19 protein-coding genes are annotated in these 20087 nt (G+C 68.6%); 6 read left to right on the forward strand and 13 right to left on the reverse strand.

What is annotated here, in order from left to right; genetic code table 11:
* Positions 1 to 59: 59 nt before the first annotated feature.
* Both H4W80_RS02110 and H4W80_RS02115 read right to left on the reverse strand, forming a co-directional pair.
* Positions 60 to 1370, reverse strand: a complete 1311-nt coding sequence (locus H4W80_RS02110; protein WP_192783502.1) for a TolB family protein — start codon at positions 1368 to 1370, stop codon at positions 60 to 62.
* Positions 1367 to 1867, reverse strand: a complete 501-nt coding sequence (locus H4W80_RS02115; RefSeq protein ID WP_192783503.1) for a SigE family RNA polymerase sigma factor — start codon at positions 1865 to 1867, stop codon at positions 1367 to 1369. Before H4W80_RS02115 ends, H4W80_RS02110 begins: the two co-directional genes overlap by 4 nt.
* 715 nt (positions 1868 to 2582) lie before the next feature.
* Here H4W80_RS02115 and H4W80_RS02120 point away from each other — a divergent pair.
* Entirely contained in the window at positions 2583 to 3107 is a 525-nt protein-coding gene (locus H4W80_RS02120) for a hypothetical protein (RefSeq protein ID WP_192783504.1), read from the forward strand.
* A gap of 101 nt (positions 3108 to 3208) precedes the next feature.
* Here H4W80_RS02120 and H4W80_RS02125 read toward each other — a convergent pair whose 3' ends face one another.
* From H4W80_RS02125 to H4W80_RS02135, 3 genes are read right to left on the reverse strand one after another with little or no spacing between them, the layout of a single operon-like run.
* On the reverse strand, positions 3209 to 3517 hold the full coding sequence (locus H4W80_RS02125) for a putative quinol monooxygenase (RefSeq protein WP_192783505.1): 309 nt from the start codon (positions 3515 to 3517) through the stop codon (positions 3209 to 3211).
* A gap of 41 nt (positions 3518 to 3558) precedes the next feature.
* Entirely contained in the window at positions 3559 to 4479 is a 921-nt protein-coding gene (locus tag H4W80_RS02130) for an NAD-dependent epimerase/dehydratase family protein (protein ID WP_192783506.1), read from the reverse strand.
* A complete protein-coding gene (locus tag H4W80_RS02135; protein WP_192783507.1) occupies positions 4476 to 5069 on the reverse strand; it encodes a dihydrofolate reductase family protein in 594 nt (197 codons plus the stop codon). The genes H4W80_RS02130 and H4W80_RS02135 overlap by 4 nt, the downstream gene beginning before the upstream one ends.
* Before the next feature lie 51 nt (positions 5070 to 5120).
* On the opposite strand from H4W80_RS02135, the gene H4W80_RS02140 reads away from it, so the two are divergent.
* From H4W80_RS02140 to H4W80_RS02150, 3 genes are all read left to right on the forward strand, one after another.
* Positions 5121 to 5327: a hypothetical protein gene (locus tag H4W80_RS02140; protein ID WP_225963190.1), complete on the forward strand. Its 207-nt coding sequence runs from the start codon at positions 5121 to 5123 to the stop codon at positions 5325 to 5327.
* A gap of 419 nt (positions 5328 to 5746) precedes the next feature.
* Positions 5747 to 6424 (forward strand): DUF6461 domain-containing protein, encoded by a 678-nt coding sequence (locus H4W80_RS02145; RefSeq protein ID WP_192783508.1) that lies wholly within the window; start codon positions 5747 to 5749, stop codon positions 6422 to 6424.
* A 33-nt stretch (positions 6425 to 6457) separates the two neighbouring features.
* Complete coding sequence (locus H4W80_RS02150; RefSeq protein ID WP_192783509.1) at positions 6458 to 6625, forward strand: hypothetical protein; 168 nt, start codon at positions 6458 to 6460, stop codon at positions 6623 to 6625.
* 292 nt (positions 6626 to 6917) lie between these two features.
* On the opposite strand, the gene H4W80_RS02155 is transcribed toward H4W80_RS02150, so the two are convergent.
* On the reverse strand, positions 6918 to 7790 hold the full coding sequence (locus H4W80_RS02155) for a class I SAM-dependent methyltransferase (protein ID WP_192783510.1): 873 nt from the start codon (positions 7788 to 7790) through the stop codon (positions 6918 to 6920).
* Positions 7791 to 8129: 339 nt separating this feature from the next.
* On the opposite strand from H4W80_RS02155, the gene H4W80_RS02160 reads away from it, so the two are divergent.
* Complete coding sequence (locus H4W80_RS02160; RefSeq protein WP_192783511.1) at positions 8130 to 8777, forward strand: hypothetical protein; 648 nt, start codon at positions 8130 to 8132, stop codon at positions 8775 to 8777.
* A gap of 84 nt (positions 8778 to 8861) precedes the next feature.
* On the opposite strand, the gene H4W80_RS02165 is transcribed toward H4W80_RS02160, so the two are convergent.
* From H4W80_RS02165 to H4W80_RS02195, 7 genes are all read right to left on the reverse strand, one after another.
* On the reverse strand, positions 8862 to 9167 hold the full coding sequence (locus tag H4W80_RS02165; RefSeq protein WP_192783512.1) for a site-specific integrase: 306 nt from the start codon (positions 9165 to 9167) through the stop codon (positions 8862 to 8864).
* 340 nt (positions 9168 to 9507) lie between these two features.
* Positions 9508 to 10560, reverse strand: coding sequence for a Wadjet anti-phage system protein JetD domain-containing protein (locus H4W80_RS02170; protein WP_192783513.1), 1053 nt, complete (start codon positions 10558 to 10560; stop codon positions 9508 to 9510).
* The gene (locus H4W80_RS02175; protein ID WP_192783514.1) at positions 10557 to 14972 is read right to left on the reverse strand and encodes a coiled-coil domain-containing protein; all 4416 of its coding nucleotides are present in this window, start codon (positions 14970 to 14972) and stop codon (positions 10557 to 10559) included. The genes H4W80_RS02170 and H4W80_RS02175 overlap by 4 nt, the downstream gene beginning before the upstream one ends.
* Positions 14969 to 15700, reverse strand: coding sequence for a hypothetical protein (locus H4W80_RS02180; protein WP_192783515.1), 732 nt, complete (start codon positions 15698 to 15700; stop codon positions 14969 to 14971). The genes H4W80_RS02175 and H4W80_RS02180 overlap by 4 nt, the downstream gene beginning before the upstream one ends.
* Positions 15697 to 17229 carry a hypothetical protein gene (locus H4W80_RS02185; RefSeq protein WP_192783516.1) on the reverse strand — a complete coding sequence of 511 codons (1533 nt, stop codon included), beginning with the start codon at positions 17227 to 17229 and terminating at the stop codon, positions 15697 to 15699. The genes H4W80_RS02180 and H4W80_RS02185 overlap by 4 nt, the downstream gene beginning before the upstream one ends.
* 371 nt (positions 17230 to 17600) lie before the next feature.
* The gene (locus tag H4W80_RS02190; protein ID WP_192783517.1) at positions 17601 to 18023 is read right to left on the reverse strand and encodes a (4Fe-4S)-binding protein; all 423 of its coding nucleotides are present in this window, start codon (positions 18021 to 18023) and stop codon (positions 17601 to 17603) included.
* A 30-nt stretch (positions 18024 to 18053) separates the two neighbouring features.
* Positions 18054 to 18362, reverse strand: coding sequence for a GNAT family N-acetyltransferase (locus H4W80_RS02195; protein ID WP_192783518.1), 309 nt, complete (start codon positions 18360 to 18362; stop codon positions 18054 to 18056).
* Between the two features lie 287 nt (positions 18363 to 18649).
* Between H4W80_RS02195 and H4W80_RS02200 the strand changes: the two genes are divergently transcribed.
* The gene (locus H4W80_RS02200) at positions 18650 to 19438 is read left to right on the forward strand and encodes a MerR family transcriptional regulator (protein ID WP_318786664.1); all 789 of its coding nucleotides are present in this window, start codon (positions 18650 to 18652) and stop codon (positions 19436 to 19438) included.
* The last annotated feature ends 649 nt before the right edge of the window (positions 19439 to 20087 follow it).

Raw genomic sequence — 20087 nt, forward strand, 5'->3', positions numbered from 1 at the left:
GGCTGACGCGCCTGACGCGCGAGAAGAGGGATGGTGGGGTGGCGTCAGGCACGGCGCCCCTACTTGATCGCGGCCAGGTCCAGGACGTACATCTCGTTCTTGATCGGATAGGTCATCAGGCGGTCCAGGCCGCCGTCCGGGATCGCCATGCCTCCCTTCGCGTCCGGCCGTATGCCGAGATCGGCGGACCTGCCGGTCTCGGCGTCGTACAGCGCCAGGACATCCTGGTTTCCCGGACCCCTCAACGTGACCTTGAAGAAGCGCTCCAGGCCGGCGTCGTCGCCGCGCTGGAAGGTGCTCGGCAGTTCGCGCTCGTGGGAGCCGTCGCGGTCGCGGACGAACCTACGCAGGATGGTCTGGCTCTGCACCGTGTCCGGGCACCGGCGAGTGCCGCACTTGATCTCCTTGCCGGAGCGGTTGCGGGGGCGTTCGACCTTGACGGTCTTGTATCGCACCGCCACGCCCGCGCACCGGTCGACGCCGCACCTGACCTCCTCGTCGGCCTTGACCACGGCGTCGCGCCGCTCACCGGTCTCGACGTTGAGCAGCTCGCGGAAGATCGCTTTTCCGCGGTGGACGCCCACCCACGGCCATTGCAGGATGTGGTGCCGCTCGGCGCCCTTCACCGGCTGCGGCGAGCCCCCGCTCAGCGGCACCCGGTAAACCCCGCCCTTCTCGTAGGCGAAGGCCACGTCCGAGCCCGTCACCGTCAGCCCGTTGATGTGTCCCTGCTCCATGACGTTTCCGAGGGGGACGTCAGTCACCGGCCGAGGCCGGCCGCCGGTGGCCGGCACCGTCCAGATCCGGGCGACCCGCGGGCTGCCCGCCTCCTTGTAGGACGCCCACCAGACGATGTTGCCGCCACCGGCGGCGACGCCGTCGGCGAAGATCGCCGATCCCTTCGTCGGGGGGATCTCGGCGATCTGCCTGGGCCGGCCGGTGCCCAGGTCGTAGCTCCACAGGAACTGACGCTTTCCGTCACTGGCGCCCGTCATGACCAGCAGCGTGCGATCGTCGAGGAGCAGCTGCGGGTAGTACGTACGGCCGTCGGGCAACTTGGCCGGGATCTTGTGTACGGCCTGCGGCCACACCTTCTCGATGGGCGGCGGAATCTTGTCCGCCGACGGCTCGGGCCTGCCGGTCGCGCTGACCGCGGGTCGCGGCTCGGCCGACGCGCCCAGGGCACTCACCGCCACGCCCACCCCGCCCGCCACCAGGACCACAGCCGCGACCGCGCGCACAGCGGTGGTCCGCGCCAGCCGCCGGCGATGGCGCGTCTTGACTGTCGCGATCAGCCCGGGCGGCGCCTGCGGCGCACGATGCGCCGCCCCGGACAGGACGCGGCTCAGCTTGTCTTCCAGCTCGGTCATCGCATGCTCCTGTGGGTCGCCGGTGCGGAGGAGAGGGAGGAACGCAGCTTGTCCAGGCCCCGGAAGGCCTGGCTGCGGACGGTTCCGGGGGAGATGCCGAGCACCTTGGCGATCTCTGCGTCGCTGAGCTGTTCGTAGTAGCGCAGCACCAGCACGGCACGCTGTCTGCGGGGCAGCGCGGCCAGCTCCTCCCAGAGACCCTCGTCCTCGCCGGGAGGGAAGACTTCGTGGTGAACCCGCTCCGGCGGCTCTCCGATGAGGTGTTCACGCCTGCGCCGCCGCCAGATGCTGATGTGTAACCGTGCCATCGTCGTTCGGACATAGCTGTGCGGGCTGTCCTTGAGTCTCACCCTCGGCCAGGCGCCGCACAGCCGTACCAGTGCTTCCTGGACCAGGTCGGCGGCGTCATGAGGGTTTCCGGTCAGGACGTATCCGTAGCGGAGCAGCGCGTCCGTCTGCTCCGCCACGAAGTCGTCGAAGCCGGGTTCGTCATCCACTTGTTGTCCCTTCGGTAGTCACGTCCCAGACGGTCGAAGGGGCGAAGACGTTGCATCGCTCGGCGAATGTTTTCTCGGGGTCCGACTGTCCAGCCCGAGTTTCACAGATCGGTGATGGCCCGGCTGCGGGCCGGTTCCGGGCCGAGGACGCGCACCGTTTACGAGTACGTCCTCGGCATCCACAAGACGCCCGGGACGTATCGGTCGGGACGGCGGACGGAGTTGCGCAACGATCGGGAGGTCATGGAGGCCACCGATCACCGGGTTGAACGCTGGCCGGAGGGGGCCGATTCAGAGCCGGCCGTACGCATCCTCGGGCACGGCTGCGTCCGCGACATGGACCGGCTCGCCGGTGGCGATTTCGACCGGGCCGCCGCCGAGTCGCTCGACGCCGGTGGTCCGGCGAGCACAACTACCGGGCGGCGCAGCGCTACGGGCGCCACGTGCTGCTCATGGAGGGCACCTACTACACCTTTCGCGGTCAAGCGGCGAGTACGCCGTCGGCGTGTGGGGCAGCAACTGGGCGACCGGACTCCAGGGCGCCCGGCTCGACCGCGAGTTCGCCGGCGCGGGCAGGGGCGGACGGTTGCTTGTACGGACTTGTACGGATGATTCGCCCGGGTCTTCACCGGTCCCGGAATTCTCGTCAGCGTGGTTCCAGCAACGACCCATCGCGGAGCGCACGGCTTCGCGCCAGCAGCAGGGAGGAACCCCGTTGTCCAGACTCATCAAGGCCGCGTCCGCCGCGGCGGCGCTGTCCGGCGCTCTCGCGCTGACGGTCACCGCCGCCGCCGCTGTGTCCAGTTCCCAGTCCGGCACGCAGACCAGCGTTCAGTCGTACACCGGGGAGAGCAGCCCATGGACCGCCCAGACGGTCGGAGCCTGGGGGAACATCCCGACGGCGTCCGTCAACGTCACCGTGCCCTCGGGGACGACACGGTTCGTCGACGCCCGCTTCACCGCCGAGTCCGTTTGCGCCGGCGACGCAAGCGCGTGGTGCTCCGTGCGTATCGTCGTGGTCAACTCCGCGGGGACGACCACCGAGCTGCAACCGGTCACGAGCACGGACTACAGGTTCGACAGCCCCGGTGGCGCCGAGGAGGCACACGCCCTCGAGCGTTTCTCCGCCCCACTGGGCCCGGGCACCTACACCGTCCGGGTGCAGGCCCTGCGCATCACGGGCATCACTCAGTTCACCCTGGACGACTACGCGTTCGCGGTCGGCCTCGTCGAGCCCTGAGGCATGACGAGGCGCCGCCGGCAGTTCCGTCAGGTACAGGCCCGCCTCGTTCAACGGCAGGCGATCGACGCGCGCGTTGTGCGTGCACGAAAGCCTCCAGGTCACTCGTCCAGATTCGACATGGTGCTGTGTCCGAAGGGGATGACCATGGTCCAGCCCTCGACCAGGTCATTCATGATCTCACCGAACTTCTGCACCGGCCCGTTCTTGATGTGGCTGTCGAAGGCGGCCTCGTCCTTGTAGACCTCGTACACGTACACCACGTCAGGTTCCGCCTCGACCTCCCACAGGTCGAGGCGGAGCGTGCCCGGCTCGGAATCCCTGACCACCTGGGTGTTCCAGCGCGAAAACTCCAGAAACTCCGATCGCTTTCCTGGTTTGATGACGAGCCTGACGAGTGCTCCGTACATCTCAGCTGCTCCTGATCTTGGCGGCCGACGCCGGGTGGGTTCTAGCGGGGGTTGTCGGCGCGCCAGGCGACGTAGTCGGCGACCGCCTTGGCGACGTCGAAGGACGGCGTGAAGCCGGTGTCGTCGGTGAGCCGGGTGGTGTCGAGGTAGGGGTTGTCGCCGGGGCCGGTCCGCCGTCCGGGGAGGAGGTCGAGCCGCAGGCCGGGAGTGATCGCCCGCAGGGCGTCCGCAAGCTCGCGGTTGGTGAACGGCCGGCCGCTGGAGACGTTGTAGGTGTCGTGCCGCAGGGTATCCGCGGTCGTCAGCAGGGCGATCGCGCGCCCGGCGTCGGGTGCGTAGCAACTGTCGCCGCCGTCGTCGGCGTACAGCGGCTGCGGCTCCTCACCGCGGAGCACGGCGCTGATGTACGGCGGGATGTGGTTGAACGGTGATTCCGGGTCCATCAGCGGTCCCCAGATGCTCCCGATCCGGAGCACGACCGGCTGGACCCCGGTGCCCCGGAGGCTGTGCGTGGTCAGCGGCTCGACCGCCTTCTTGAAGGCGACGATCAGGTGCGGCAGGTCCGCGGCGGGCAGCGCGAGCTCCTCGTGCCAGCGGGTCTCGCTCCGGCCGGCGTACACGCCGAGGCTGCCGGCGACGGCGAACCTGCGCACGCCCCAGGTACGGGCGGTCTCCAGCGCGTTGAGCAGGCCGATCAGGTCCGTGCGGAAGTAGCGGACCGGGTCCTCGCCGGGAATGCTGCCGGCGAGGTGGACGATGTCGCTGATGTCGTGGCGATCGGCGAGGGCCAGGAAGGCGTCCCGGTCGGTGACGTCGAGGGGCTCCACGGCGACCCGGCCGGCGAGGAACGACGGGACCTCGGTCCGGTGGTGTGCGGTGACGACGACCTCGTGTCCGAGGTCGACGAGCGCGCGGGCGGTGTGCGCGCCGATCATGCCCAGCCCTCCGGTGACGAGGATCATCGGGCCACCTCGTAGTGGAGGTGGGTGACGCCCGGCGCCGGTACGGCTTCGACCAGGCGCAGGCGTACGTGCTCGGGAAGCGACTGGAAGAACGGGCGGCCGCCGCCGAGCAGGATCGGCACCTGGTGGAGGATCACCTCGTCGACGAGCCCCGCCTTCAGGGCCTCGGTCGTGACGCCGCCGCCCATCAGGCCGACGTCCTTGCCGTCGGCGGCCTCGCGAGCCGCCGCGATCGCGTCCTCGATGCCGGTCGTGATGAGGGTCTGCCGCTCGCTCATCTCCGGCGCCGCCCGATGGCTGAGGACGACCAGCCGGGCCGCCGGGTGCGGGCTGCCGCCTCCGAAACGGTCGGAGTCCTCGTAGGTGTTGCGTCCTGCGACGACCGCGCCCACGCGTCCGGCGAGGGCGTCGAAGACGCGGGCGCTGGGCTCGCTCAGCTTGAACCCGTCGAAGACCTGGCTGGGCGTGTCGCCATCGAAGTACCAGTCGAAGAGCATCGTTGCGTCGCCCAGCCCGCGCCCGGCGCCCGGTTCGCGACCGGTGATGTATCCGTCGACCGACACCGCGTGGGCGGCCATGACCTTGCTCATCTTGGCGATTCCTTTCTTGAGTTCCTTGAGGAGACTCTGTGACCGTAACACTTGAAGTTCCCTAAGGGAACCCTGATTGCTGGACTGCGCTCATGCTGGGGCGACAAGCGGCTCCCGGGCGAGGCCGGGCCGCCGGTGCTCTACCGCCATCACGCGTGCGGCGAGCTCAGCCGTGCCGACCTGCGCTGCGCCCACTGCGGCGAGCCGATGCGCGCCGGCGACGTCGACCTGCTGACCGGTCCGGGCGCAGCCACGTGATCGAGACCGGCACCACGGCTCGCCGGGCGGCGCAGGTCCTCCCGGGCGACGAGGGAGGGCCGACAACAGCACGAACGCGTCCACGGACACCAGCGGCGACGACAGCGTGAGCACCGCGGGACCGGGCCACCGCCTCAGTTCCGGCCCGCGGCGCAGCCCGATCGATGATCATGATTGCGCTCCTTCCGGTTGCCGGAAAGTCTCGCGGCTCCACCGCTCTACCGGCAGATGCCGATGTGGACTGTCGTCGGTGATGAACGCCATCGCGAGTTCGGTGATATTTGCATCTGTTCCCGAGGCCGGCGACCTCATCGCTCGCCCTTGCCCTCTCCGGCAACGGCACCACCGTGCTCGGCGGGCGCGTCAATGTCGGATCCGCCTGCCATACTCCCCGTGATCATGAAGAACTGGGGAGCCCGATGCGCAAGATCATGCCCGCGGATTACGCGTGGGAGGACGACTGGCCCGAGGAGATCTACACCGTCACCTTCGTCCGCGGCCTGAACGAGCGCGAGACGCTTCGCCGGTTCGGCGTGGCCGACGACAACATCCATCCAGTGGACGACGAGGAGGTCATGGAGCGCATCGAGGAGACCGACGGCTGCTGCGACATGGTGCTGGTGACCCGGGCCGGCGACTGGACGATCGCCTTTGAATACTGTGGCTGGGAGGGGACCCGGCCCGAGACCCTGCGCGAGCTGGGCCTGGAACCCGAACCGGAGGAGGAGTTCCCATTCGTGCCCCGCTCCGTACCTGCGGCCCTCGCCCTGGCCAGTCGTATCTCCGGAGTGCTGTTCACCCCCGCGCTGCTGGACGGGCCGCTGCTGGGCGGGGTCATCACCGACGCCGTTCCCGACGATCCCCGGGAAGGTGACCCGCTCGCCCGGCACGCCCTGCGGGCCTTCAACCAGGAGCTCGCCGAGGCCATCGACAATGCCTCCCCTGGCCTCCAGCGGCGGGCCGCGGTCGCCGAAGCCCGCCGCCAGTGCGAGGTGGCCGGCGTGGCCGACCACCCGGTGCTCGCCGCCGCGCCGGCCTCGGCCGAGCGGGGCGAGCCGAGCCAGGTCGGGCACGACTCCCCGCTGGCCGAGCAGTGACATCACCGTCCGGGCGAGGCGGAGCGGGAGGCGGTGCGGCCGCGCCGGCAGGCGGTGACATCCGTACGCCATGCCCTGTCACCCGACGCCAGGAAGGCCGCCTACAACACCCACTTCGCCCTGGTCCACAGGGGTCAGGTCATGGCCGACCCCGACCACGCGGCGGCGGTTGCCGCGACGCTGCGCGCCGCCTCGGCATAGCAGCCCCGATGCTGCGGATCAGGAGGCAGCCGGGTGATGTTCCGAGGCCGCGGTTCGACGGTCACGCGTCCGCCATCTCGTCCTTGTGGCGGAACAGGCTCCGGTATTCCTGACATCGCCGCGGCGGACGTCGACCGGGAGTGGGAGGCGATCGCCCTGCACTCCTCCCTGGGCATTGCCGACCGGCGCGGACTGCTGACCTACCTGACGCACAAAGGCGTCTTCACCGACGCCGGCATCTTCACCGACCTCGACGCCGCGCTGCTCCAGCCGGTCGGTCCTGGTGGTCCCCCTAGCGCTGAAAGTGCCAGAACAGCATGGACGGCGTCCCGGCGATGGCCGCGTGCGCCGCCTCGGGTGCCAGGTCGCACAAACCCCACGGCCACACATCCCACGGCTCCAGGACGCCGGTCCGCTCGCGCGGCTCCCCTGGAGGGTGCAGTGGCTCCTCGCAGCGCCGTACCTGGAGTCCCGCCGCCAGCGCGGCTCGTACGTAGTCCCCGACCAGGTGGCGGTAGGTGGCCACCCTCCCCGGCCGGCCGTCCGGCAGCCGTACGGGCGGGACCACGCCCCGCGCGACGCCCTCGGGATGGATGTCGGCGATCACCACATGCCCGCCGGGCCGCAACACCCGGGCGAACTCCGCAAGCACCGGGTCCAGCACGGGCACATGCGTCAACGCCAGCGAGCAGACCACCAGGTCGGCGGACTCATCAGGCAGCGGCAGGGACGACAGCTCGCCCAGCAGGAACTCCGCCTGCGGCACCCGCCGGCGCGCCCGCTCCATCATGTCGGGCGAGCTGTCCACGCCGCGCACCCGATGGCCGCGACCGGCCAGGTAAGCCGCCATCCTGCCGGTGCCGCACGCCGCGTCCAGCGCGTCACCGGCCGGCAGCGCGTCGACGATCTCCCTGATGAAGGGCTCGTCAAGCTGGAACGCGCTGTTGGGCCCGTCGTAGGTCTGCGACCAGATCCGGTAACCCGCCACGCTGTCCACCCTGGTCACCTCGACGGCGGCCTCGGCCAGGGACTCGTCGTCGAGGAACTTGCGGATCTCGGCCAGGCGCGCCTCGACGAACGCGCGGTCATGCTCGCCGGTGTGGGCCCGCATCAGGGCCATGCCCTCCAGGCCGAGTACGTACGCCAAGGGATGCTCGTAGATCACCGCGACACGCTAACGGCCACCGCCGACGGAAGCTACAGAATTTCGAATCGGACGGGCACCGGGAGGAAGACCCGAACAACCCCGTTCGAACCGTCCGGATCAAGGTGAGCTTCGGCCCCGCCTTCGCGCCGCCGTTGCAGGAATCTCCGGCGCGGCTCGAACCAATGGGCGTTCGGCGACATCCAACATGATCGCAGTATCAGAAGGGGACTCATGTGATCATCTCGTTGAACGCCACCTCCGAGGCAGCGGCCAGGTCACCGCGGATGAGCCTTTCGACAGGCGACCGGGGCTGCTCATGACGCGAGGTGCCCTCCCCGCCGCCGGCGTGTCCCCGCCATGGTGATCCGCAAACGCGCCCCACGCACGACGCAGCGAATCGACGTGGCCCGGCTTCCCGAAGACGTCGTGGCGCTCATCGACGCCCTCGGACCTGATGAGAGCTTGGTCGTCACGCGTGACGGCGCGTCGATAGCGACGATCTCCAGCACCGTTGACGTGGTCCAAGGCGCCATCGTCGACCGCGACGCTTCAGATGAGGCCGAGGATCAAGCACCGATGGACCACGAGAGCGTGACGGTCGTGGCCACCGCGATGGAGCTGTCGACCGCGGCCCGGGTCGCGCTGTCGACACAGCTCGGGGCGGACTATGTAGTCCTTGATATGCATGCTGCTCCCGCGACAACCGATGTGCTGCTGGTGCCTCCAGGAAGCCCGCAGCTGATCGGAGCGCTCCGAGCGATGTTCCCGAAGGCTCGCGTCATCGTCACCGAGATCGAGGACCACGAGCTCGGGGTCCAGTACCACGGCCCGGTCCGGCGGCTGCTCGACGCCGGCGCTGACGGGTATCTACCTCCGGCGACCCTCCCGCTCCTGGCCAGGCAGCTTGACTACACCTTGAATCAAGGGCGCGAGATCGCCGGCGGGGCTGCCACACCCTTGCAGATCGCACCGGCCGTGGCGCCGGCAGATCCAGACGACGAATGACCCCCGCCTTCTAATCCGGCGGTCGCAGGTTCGAATCCTGCAGGGCGCGCCACTCCACCTGCGGAAATATGAGGCAAGGCTGAGTCAGCCGCTGAGCTGCCGCCCCAGCGCGGACGCGGCGTTCAGCACCAGCCGGGCCGTCTCCCGGGCAGCCAGGGCCAGCGTGGCGGCGCCATGTCGTAGATCGTGCAGGCGGATGGGCGGCTGTCCTGAGGTGGCCACCAGCCGACGGAAGCGGCCGGTGAGGTAGTCCGGCCGCAGCGGCTCGCTGTCCGCGGTGGTGAACACGTCTCCCGAGTCCCGCCGGCGTGTGCCCGCCCTCGCGCTCAGCTCCTCCTGCCGCTCGCGGTGCCGCCTCAGCACCCGTACGGTCTCCGCGTCCAGGGCCACTACCCGGCAACTGGCGGATCAGCCGGGCACGCACCGCCGCGTTCAGCACGGTCCGCAAAGTGGCGTGGATCCGCACCACGGTAGCGGGTGACCCAGCCGCATCGCCCGCTGACGTGTACGCGAGTCTTTGCCATCTGTCCCACCTCCACCCTTCACGGTGTGCCACGACAGACGCGCCAGCCAGGGCTCGCACTCGATCAGGGATGACCTCAGGTCAAGTGTCCGGAGAACGGGGGAAGCTCAGATGAATGTTCGGCACCCGAACCCTCATCGCCACCACCCCATGGACGACGGACGAGCCACCTCACACCAACCCACCAAGATCTTCTTCAGGACACCCCTAAACCCTGTCGAGCACGTCCGGGAGAGTCGACAGCAGCTCGTACCCAACCGCTTCCTGCGGAAGCCGGATGCCACTGACCAGCACGTTCCTGGCTCGTCCGGCGAGCGGGCCGAGCCACGCCGACACGCGCGCAGCGGAATCCGCTGGTACGGGCACGGCAGGCCGTTCATGGCCTGCCTCGAAAAGCAGTTCGTAGAGCGGAAGTGCCGGCACAACCGCGGGGAGGCCGGCGAGGACGGCGCTGGCGCAGGCCGCTGCGGGGATCTGCAGTCCTTGCAGATCCACGTCGCCGAAGTAGACGATCCGGTCGGGTCTCGGGGACAGCAGCGGTACCGACAACACCGCCGACGGGAACTGGTTACCGGTGCCGTAGCCCACATGCCGTCCCGGACCTGCGGCAGCGTGGCGCCGCGTGGCCTCCAGAAGCGAGGTGTAGGTGTGGTGGTTCTCCGCGATCAGCAGTGCCGTACCGCGAGGATCGGGGCGCCCCGGAACCCATTGCGAGACGAACGGAATGGGCACCGGGTGACAACGCAGCAGTTCGAGCGTCAGCGCCCCTGAGACGAACAGCCGGTTCGTCACCAGCCCATCAAGCCGTTTCTCATCGCCGAACAGCTCCAAGGACCGTTCTCTCATCGGCACGCTCGGCCTCGTCGCCCCTCCGTCGCGAAGAAAGGCGGCCACCGTCTCGAGCACGCTGAACTCGTCGTGCCTGGTTGCGATCCGTCCGGCGGATTCGAGCGCGGGCGGCCACACCCGTACGGTCCTCGTCTCGCGCACGACCCGTTCGCGAGGAGGGCGGCGGACCCAGAGCGGCATGGGAGGCGCGTCTCGCGTGTCGAAATGCCGGGAGGTGCTCGGAAATATCACCGACTCGGCAACGGCCAGCTCGTTCAGCGCGTCGCGGATCTCGGCACGCGCGGTCGGCGCCGTCGCCAGGCGCCGATCGAATGCGACCGCCGCGTCGTACAGCGTCTCGATCTCGATCTTCTGTCGCGGCGATGCCGCGACCTGTTCGGCGAGATGTCGGGCCAGGGAGCTCAGCTTCACGACGCGGCGCCGTCCGTCGTCTCGTCACGTGTCAGGCGGACGCCGGTGATGCCCTCCACTGCGGATCCGAAACGTTCCTCCAGGACGACGTACCTCCGCGTACGGAGCGCTCCTGGCGCGTTGCGCATTCGCAGCACGTTGGGGAACTGGCCGACGGCGCCGAGGTCCTCCACCCCGGTGGTGTAGACGAGTTGCACGCCATGAGCGGCCGCCACCTCGCGCTGCAGCCGCAGGAGCGCCACGTGGCTCGCGGTGCCCAGCGGATTGTCCAGCACGAGGGTGCCGCCGAGCGCTGCCCTGCCCCTGCCCCGGTTGACGGCGCGCAGCCGGGCGAGTGTGCAGTAGAGCGCGACGCACACGGTCAGTTTCTCGCCGCCGGAGAACTTGCCGAGGCGGGTCACGTCGACCGGTTCGACCGCCAGATCGCTGTTGGGTTTGAGTACTTTGACGGTGAACCCGCGTGGCGCCACAGCTTCGTGGACACATCGCTTGAGGAGGGCGAAACCCTCGGGTTTCGACTTCTCGACCACGATCCGGTCGACGACCGCGTCAATTCGTGCGTGCAGGTCCTCCTCGCTGCTGGGGCGGGCGAACCGGATTCGGAGGAAGTGCTGATCGGCCCAACCACCCAGGGTTCCGGGCAGTTTGGAGTGCCGGTGTGCTGACTCCAGGGTCGCGAGCACGTCCTGAACCAGTGCGGCGATCTCCACCACGACGAGCCGCTGGTCGCGTCCGATGTCGGCGAGCTGGCCGTCTATGGTGGTGCGACGCGCCCGCATCTCATCGGCGCGGGCGGCGGCACGCTCGCCGAGCGTTACGGGATCGTCACTGGTGAATCGATCTCTGATCGCATCGGGGATTCCGGAGAACCTGCCCTCCGACGCCAGCCTGCGCACAGCGTCGATGGCTTCGTTCGTCCTGATCCTCGCTGCGGTGACGATCTCCGTGGCAGAGGCCAGGCGACCGAGTACCGCCCGTGTCTCCGACTCGGCCCGCGCATCGTCGCCGTCGAACGCGGCCACTCCGTCCACCACGTCGGCCGGCGCGGCAGCGTCGGTGAGACGATGCGCGCGCTGTGCGAGCACCTGCGCCGCGGTATCCGCCTCGCTCGCAGCTGAGACCGCGTCGTCGGCCTCCCTGTTCAGGGCGGTCACCTGTCCACTCATGTCGGTCGCAGTCGCCGCCTGTAGCGCGGCGAGCTCCCGCGCCTCGGCTTCGCCTGCGGGTTCGACGTCGAGCTGGGCGTGCCGCAGCCTGTCACGCGGCGTCCGCTCAGTGACCTCTTTGCGCGCCTGCTCGAGCTGGAGCATGGCACGGCTCAGCCCCTGCTGAGCCTGGTCGGCCTCCGCCCGGGATCGGCGCCGCGCGATGGCACGCCGTTCAGGGTCCTGCCCATCGCCCGTTTCGAGCAACGACGCCGCACGTTCGCGGATGGCCTCCGGATATCCCGCGAGCGCCTGTTCGGCGCGTACGCCGCGGCTGACGAGCCCCGCGAGCCGTTCTGCGAGCACGGATTGCGCCGCCACCGTATGCCATTGCGTGTCGAGATCGTTGAAACGGCTCGTCAACACGGACAGGGGGTCGTCCACCGGGGTGGCGACGTCCTCGCGGTCCGCGTCGAGCATGGAGATCGCGCGGCCTTCGCGTTCGTATCGTTCCTTGTTGGATCTGTGCTCGGCGGCTTCTCGCTCGGCGGCGCGCTCGGTCCTGCGGCACTCGTTCGCGCGAGTGGTGGCTTCGTCGGCGACCCGCGTGTACGCCCGGACGTCCCGGTCTCGTTGTTCGACGTCTCGCTCGAGTTCCGGCAGTGTTGAGACCTTGGCGACGAGGGCTGTCAGGCGCTCGATTCTGCCCGCGAGAAGGTTGAGCTTGCCGGACAGCCGCTGCTCCGTGGCCGCGTCCGTGAGGTCATGGGCTTCGAGTTCGTCGATCTGAGAACCAAGTGTCGCGTCGGTGTCGTCAATCATGTCGATGGCCTGTCGGCATTCCTCGGTCCTGATCTCCAAGGTGTGCAGGTAACCGGTTGGGCAGTCGCGCAGCAGGGATTCCAGCACCTCCAGGAGCGTTCGGTCCGCCTGCGCCTGCTGGTGGAGTTCGGCGATCCGCCGTTCCTGCTCATGGCGCCGCCGTTCACGTTCCGCCCGCGCGTGCTCCGCCGCGGCCGGATCGTACAACGCCGGGTCGCTGGCAACCGCCGACCATTCAGGGGCAGCCGCATTCAACGCCTGCTGCATCTGGGTGGCGGTGCACACGGTGACGTGGGCGATCGACCGGCAGCCCTGCTTTTCCAGGGCGAGGCGGGCCTGGCCGAGGTCGGCGTCCGCGACGACCACGCCCGCGGCGAGTTCCGCAACGATGGCGTTCCGCAACGCGTCGGCGCGGGCGGGCTCGGTCACCAGGTCACGCAGCAGCTCCCACCCCGGCCGCGCCGCCACTTCGCCGGCGATCGCCTCGGCAACGCGCTGGGCATCACGCGTGGTCGGGAGGAACGCGTCGGTGCGCAACCCGTCCAGCGCGCGATCGTCGTCGGCCGCATCGACCCGGGTTTCCACGATGACCGATTCGGCCGTCGAGACCGCATGTGTCAGCGCCGCTCGAAGGTTGGCCGCTTCGGCCCACAGATCGAGCCGCCCATCTTCGCTGAGCTCCATGAGTTCGGCGAACCTGGCGTTGGTGGCGAGCATGTTGGCGCGAGCGGAGAGCTTCTCGTGGTCGGAGACGAGTTGATCCCGTTCGGCGTTCCTGGCGGCCCGCTCGGTCGCCAGGGCCCTCCGCTGCTCACTCAGTGAGTTGCGCAGCGCCGGCCGGTTGGCGCGCCGCTCGCGTACCTCCTCCAGCAGCTGGTCCGCCTCGTTCTTGGCTGCCCGTGAGTCGCCGAGGACCTCAGCGGGAACCGCTTCTCGATCGGGAAGGTCGCCCTGGTCGGTTGCGGTTTCGATGGCTTCGTCGATGCTTGCCATCTGCAGGCGGAGGTTGTCCGCGCGTTCCTCTGCTTTGGCGGAGAGTTCCCGGTTGGCGCGCACGCGCTCCTCTTCGGTCTCGGCATGGGACCTCGCGGTCTCTGCCGCTGAGGTCTTCTGCTCCTCGGCGGTACGTTCGTCAGCCGCGAGAGCGGCGTAGCGGGCCTTCAGAACGGCCGCGGCATCATCCCGTGCCTTGCGCAGCGGGGCGGTCTCTCGCTCCGCCTCGGTCATCTGCCGGCGCACCGACCGCGCTTGATCCTCTGCCTCCGCCCGCTCGGCCAGCGGGCCGACCGCTTCCCAGGCCAGGTCGTCATTCTTTGTGGCGGTGGCTGCCGACTCCGCCTCATCGGCTGCCTTGGTCGCGGCAGCGAGCCGATATGTGGCCGCGATCCTGAGCAATTCATTCGCCACGTCGTTGAGCCGGCCGCGTTCGCTGTCCAGCCTATGAGCCTCGCCGCGAAGCCGCTTCGCCTCCCCGGCGAACCAGTCCCTGTCGGTTTCCTGCGCCGAAGCCGCGCTTTGGAACGCGGCTGCCAGCAGCGCGGCCGCCTGCCTCGCCTCGCCTGCTTCTCGGTCCGCTTCTTTGGTGAGATCGTGTCTTTCGGCCAGCGTGTCAAGTTTGCCGGACATCTCAGCACAGAAGTTACGATCCACAAGCAGATCTGGTTTCCGGCCGAGTACGTCGATGACCTTCCGCAGATTGGCCGCGACGAGCTCCGGCTGAGCGCTGTCCACGGTCAAATCGATCAGGAAGTCGATGAACTTGTCCGTGGAGGGGAAATTGAACAGCTCGGCGACCCCGCCCTCCGAGTGGTTCATCTCCTTCTGATAGCCGAACAGGGTCGGATCGAGATTTCGCGAGATGAGTGTTTCGGTCCACAGGCCGCGCTGATCGGTGATCGCGAACGAGAACTGCTGCGGCCGTGACGCCGCAGCCTCCCGCAACAGGCGAACGAACTCGGACATTGGCCGGGGGCGGCCCGATTCATCGTGAACGGGAAGGCGATCGAGATCGAGCACACCAGGCACCTCGAAGAACGAGTAGTACCAACCTCTGAGCTTTTCACGATCACGATCGGGGTCGACGGGTTTGCGGCGGTCGATCCATTCGTATACGGCTCCGGTGATGAGTCGCGGCGGGGGCAACAAGCTGTCGTCGGACTGCGCGACCCATTCAGCGACCGTGTGGCTCGTGTCGCCGGAGGCGATGTAGTCCTCCAGATACCGCTTGACGGACCTGCCCATGAAGTCTTTCCGCAAGGGCAGGAGCAGGGCGAAGAAGAGCGACAGCAGACTCGACTTGCCGCCTCCGTTACGCAGCCAGAGGATCGAGTCAACGGGCTCACTCGAACCGTCTGCGCCTGACGACACGTCCAACGTGAGATCCGTGAACCGGGCAGCCCTGTCGCCGACGTTCGCCAGCCGCAGACGAGACAGCTGATAGGTCACGGTGCCACCCTCCGGTCGTGGTCGCCACGTCTGATGGCGGCCAATGCGTCGTATGCGGCGTTGCCGGCGAGTTCGGCGGCCTGGATCCGGAAGCGTTCGAGCAGTTGGAAGACCTCAGGACCGCGGGCAGGCGCTGACCGGGCGAGCGCTTGGTCGACCATCCAGGTGAGCACGTGCGCTATCCAGTAGGTGGAGGACGCGGGGGACCGGCGTGCCTTGCCCTTTCCTCTGTCCGCCTTGTAGCCGGGCGACAGACGGTCATAGGTACGCCACGCCTCGTCGAGCGATCCCTGCGCCTGCTCGGATGTGCGCTTGAACCGTTCGCACGTCTCGCGCAGAAAGCGTTCGAGTTCGTCGACCGACACCCACCGAACTCGGTCGTCATCGAAGTCGGCCGGCGTCGGGAACGCGTAGGCGGCGATCGCGACGCTGACGAGTCCCACCAGCAATCGTTCGGTCACACCACCGACGTTCGGCAGGTCCGAGATGCGATAGGCGAAGACCGACTCACGGCGCACACCGAGTACCAGTCCCAGGTCCGAATCGGACAGCACCTGAGCGTCGAGTCCCTCGAGTACGCTGTCCACGGCGTTGCGGAACTCCACGTCGGCGCGGTAGCGGCTCAGCAGTGTGCGATATTCGCTGTCCGCGCCGGGCCGCATCTTCGGACGCAGGGCGCAACCGATGAGCACACCCACATCGGCGAGATCGCGCTGGCTGAGGGTCATGAGGCATCCCGGTCCGCCACCGTCGCCCACCGGCTGAGCGCCTCCTCGTCCTGCGCGACGATCAGATCATCGCCCGACCAGCCGGGCAGGGTGATCCGCGCCCCATCGGCGTCGACCGCCGCCGCGGCGCCGAGGACACGGGCAGCCGTGTCCACCGCCGTGGACACGGCTTGCGCCGTCTCGGGCGCGTACTTCCACAGCGCGGCGAGAACGATGACCTGCTCGACCTCCTCGGGAAGGTCCGCCGCCCGGGCCGAAAGCAGGAGATCTGACAGGCGCGCGGGCAGCCCGACTTCGTTCACCAGGCGCGCGGCGGCCCCCAACACCTCCGGAGGTATGGCGGGAGGATCGGGATCACCGAGCTCCTCGTCGGGAACCGGCGGATCTTCCGGTGAAGGCGCGCGTCGTGGCGCGAGAAGATCATCGACCAGGTCGGCGACGCGCACGACCCTCGGCACCTGGCCGCCTGACACCAGGACGGCGAAGGCCTCGGCAGGCTCCACCGCCACGTCGGCGCGCAGGGCAAGCAGCGGGAGGAACAGGCCGTCCATGATGTCGGGGTTCCGCAGCCCGCCGACCGGCCGGAACGACTGGCGGGCCTGCTCGTCAAGAAAGATCGTCCGTGCGTTGACCAGCTTCCCATGGAGCTCGGTGTGCCGTTGACGGCACTTCTCCAGCAGTGCCGCGATGCGCGCCGAGGCCTTGGCGACCTCCGGTTCGGTGTCGGGCGCGTCCAGCGCTCCTCGGAGATGGCCGAGCAACCTGGACTCTGTCGCGAGCCGTTCCTCCAGGTGCGTACGGTTGCGCTCCAACTGTTCCGGCACCTCCCTGACCCATTGGGGAAGCACGGTCCGAATGTCCCGCACGGTGTCCGCCAGCAATGTCCGCAGCTCATCGGCATAGCGGATGGACAGCAGCAGCGATCGTTCGGCCGCCTTCTCCGCCTGTCCGAACGCTCCGCGTTCGAGCTGCCGCGCGAGCATGAGCTCGATCGCGGCCTGCTCGTCCTCGACGTCGAACTCCAGCCCGCCCACCAGGGCGTTGATGGCGTCCGTCGAAGCCCGCAGGACGTTGACGCCTCTGCGGTGATCCTCATGCTCGGTCAGTAGCCGGAACTCGGCCGTCCCGACCCGATGGCGGACCGAGCCGTCGTCGGCACGTCCGAAGATCGAGACCTGGTAGCTGAACGGCGCCTCGCGTTCCTTGCGGTTGAGCAGCGCGTCCACCACATACCGCGCCACCGCGACGTGTTCATCGATGGAACGTTCCGGATGGGCGCCGGCGGCCAGCACGGCCAGCCCCGAAACCGCTTCGTCGTAGGTGACCTCGTGATCGAATCCCTGCTTGGCGATCACAGCATCGATGGCGGCCAAGGCGAGCGTCACGACGTCGTACTCGCATCCGCCCCACATCTGCCGTGCGGCGTTGTCCGCCGCGTCGGCCACCGGCCGGGCCCGCAGGAGCGCTCGTACGCGATCCCCGAACGACTCCTCGAACACCGCCCCGCCCACGGTCGAGAGATCGCTCACTGAGGCGTAACCCCCTTGGTGCGCCGACATCCGCCGCAACAGTGTGATGGCCGGGCAGCGCCCGCATCACAAGTCACTATCTTTTGATCGTGGAAAAGGCGGCTACGGTTACATGCGGCGAGACGCGGGAGGGTTTTTCAAAGGCTCGTCCTGTTTCGACTATGAAAGAAATACAGCCCACCGACGGCAAGTCGGGGCGGCCGTCGGCGACGTACCCGATCCGTCAGGTGGCCCAGGATTTCGACCTGACGGAGACAGCGGTGCGGCAGTGGTGCGCCGGACCATGGCTTTCTTCGCCGAGGAGTCCGGCGAGCGTGCGCCCGTGCATCGAGGCCGCAAAGGCGGGTGCGGGTGATTGCCGCCGGACAGGGTCAGCCCGACGCTGTCTGACCGCATGGTCCCGCGTGGTCGCAGTACGGCTGAAGACGGCTCTGCCCGCAACCACACAGAACGGCCCTGGTCTCCGCACGCGGGCCTGCCGCCGTGTCCATGCTCAACTCGCCGCGCGCGATCAACTGTCCGACGGTGTTGCGCGTGATCCGCGTGGGCCGGTCCGGAATCTCCGCCCCTCCGTCCACGAGTTCGTACTGCAGCGCACCCGAGGGACAGCGCCGCACCACTTCGGCCAGGCGCTCGGCCTCGGCGCCGTCCGGCCGGATCCACGGGCGCTCACCCGGGTCGAAGACCTCGGGCAAACCGTGGACGCATTCGGCGGCGTGCAGGCAGCGCCTGGCCTCGAATGTCACGGTGATCGACCGGCCCACGTACGCCTTCTTCTCGGTTCCGCTGCTCATGCCGGCCTCCGTCGCTGCCATGCCCGGTGTTCAGTCGCTGACTCTGCTGCGGGACTGATACAGCAGGTCCTGGTACTCGGGGTGCCGGGCGATCCACCCCGCGAAGAACGGACAGGTCGCCAGCACCCGCAGGTTCGCGGCGCGCGCCTCGTCGAGGGCGGTGCGAACCAGCGCCGACCCGATCCCCCTGCCCTCGTACTCCGGCGGAACCTCGGTATGCACGAACGCGACGAGTTCTGTCGTACGGATGTACTCCGCGACGCCCGCGACCTTGGACCCACCCTCGACCCGGGCCTCGTACCGCTTGGCCTCGGGAACGTCAATCACTTCCACTGACATGTGTCCTCCATATGCTTTCCGCGTGGCCTTGTTCCACGCCAATCCCATCAAGTCAAGTGCGCGGTGCCTTCGCCGCAGTGAGTACCTTCGCGCGGCCCGGCCACAGGCGGTGAGGAGCTTGCGTACCGACGGGATCCGCTGTGCTATCGTGCCCGCGAGGACCGATAGGAACACAGTGTCAAGGACTCTCCTGCGGACTTGACTCGACGGTGGGATCACGTCAGATCCCGTGGACCCGCATCGAGATCATCGCGTGGACCTCCAGGCGCCGGCCACGATATGCATCCGTGTCCGAGGTGATCCAGGAAGGGACAGACATGGCCTGGAGCACCCGGGAGCTCGCCGAGCTCGCCGGCACCACGGTGAACACCATCCGGCACTACCACCGGCTCGGCCTGCTCGAGGAACCGGAGCGCCGCTACAACGGATACAAGCAGTACGGCGTACCGCATCTTGTCTGCCTGCTGCGCATCCGCCGCCTTGTGGAGCTCGGGGTGCCACTGTCTGAGATCGGCGTGGCGAAGTCGAACGGGGACGTTCCCCTGGAGGTGCTGCGCCAGGTCGACGCCCAGCTCGCAGCCGAGATGGAGCGCCTGCGCAAGGCCCGCTCCGACATCGCCGTCATTCTGCGCGATGGCGCGCCGGCTGACACCCCGGCGGGCTTCGAGTCCGCCGCCGCGAACCTGTCCGCGGCCGACACCTCCCTCATCCACGTCTACACCCGGCTGTATGACGACGAGGCTCTGAAAGACCTGCAGCGCATGGCGGAAACCGACACCGATCCCGTCAACGCGGAGCTGGACGCCCTTCCTCCGGACGCGGACGAGGCCACCCGGCAGAGCCTCGCCGAGAGGCTTGCACCGCTCATCGCCCAGAACCTCATCGACTATCCGTGGCTGACCAACCCTGAAGGGCGCCTGTCCAAGAGCGAGCACGCCACTCAGCAGTTGTTGATCGACGCCGTAGCCGCGCTCCGCAACACCGCACAGATCGACGTGCTCACCCGGGCCAGCATCCTCGCGCACCAGCAACTGGGCCTCGCGCAGGCGGCCGAGGACGACACAAATCCCGCTTGACTCCTCCGGCCGGGAGACTCACGACCAAGGACAGCGATGCCCGTTCGGGGCTGGGAGGACAGGGAACCTGCCGGCTCGCCGCGCATCAGCAATGCGGCGACAATCGTCGCGGTCGCCACGGCGATCATCGAGTCCCAGCTGCAGAACCTCGACCATTCTCTCCCAGGCTGCCGATCACGAGAGAGATGTCCCTGCTCGGGTTCCAGGTGAGCCTCGGCTGTGGGCAGGTGCTCGGCCGGCCACCGGCCGCGCGCTACCGGTACCATCTGGTCCACGGTGCCGCGGCCAGCAGTTCTGTGCGCCCATGCCGTCGACGTAGTCGAGGCCTTCGGCGTCGAACGGCGCGAACGAGGCGACGAGCAGCACGTCCTCAATGCTCCCAGGGGCCACCGCCGCGCTGGCCGGCGCCTGCGGCATGCCATGATGGAACAGGACGACCGGTCCTGTGCTCGGTCCTCGCACTTCATACTCGAGATCACGCCCATCGGGCAGCCGCAGAAGTGGCACTGGAGTCTCCGCCACCTTCTGAGATCGAACGGAATGCGGTCCAGGTCGCACCCGGCGCTTCTCGGCAGGCTTCGAGGTCCTTCGGTGCGCCGGGCGCCTCGGTCTGGGCCACGTCTCGGCGCACCGGTACAGGCGGCGACGT

This window comes from Nonomuraea angiospora, assembly GCF_014873145.1.
Classification (GTDB): Bacteria; Actinomycetota; Actinomycetes; order Streptosporangiales; family Streptosporangiaceae; genus Nonomuraea; species Nonomuraea angiospora.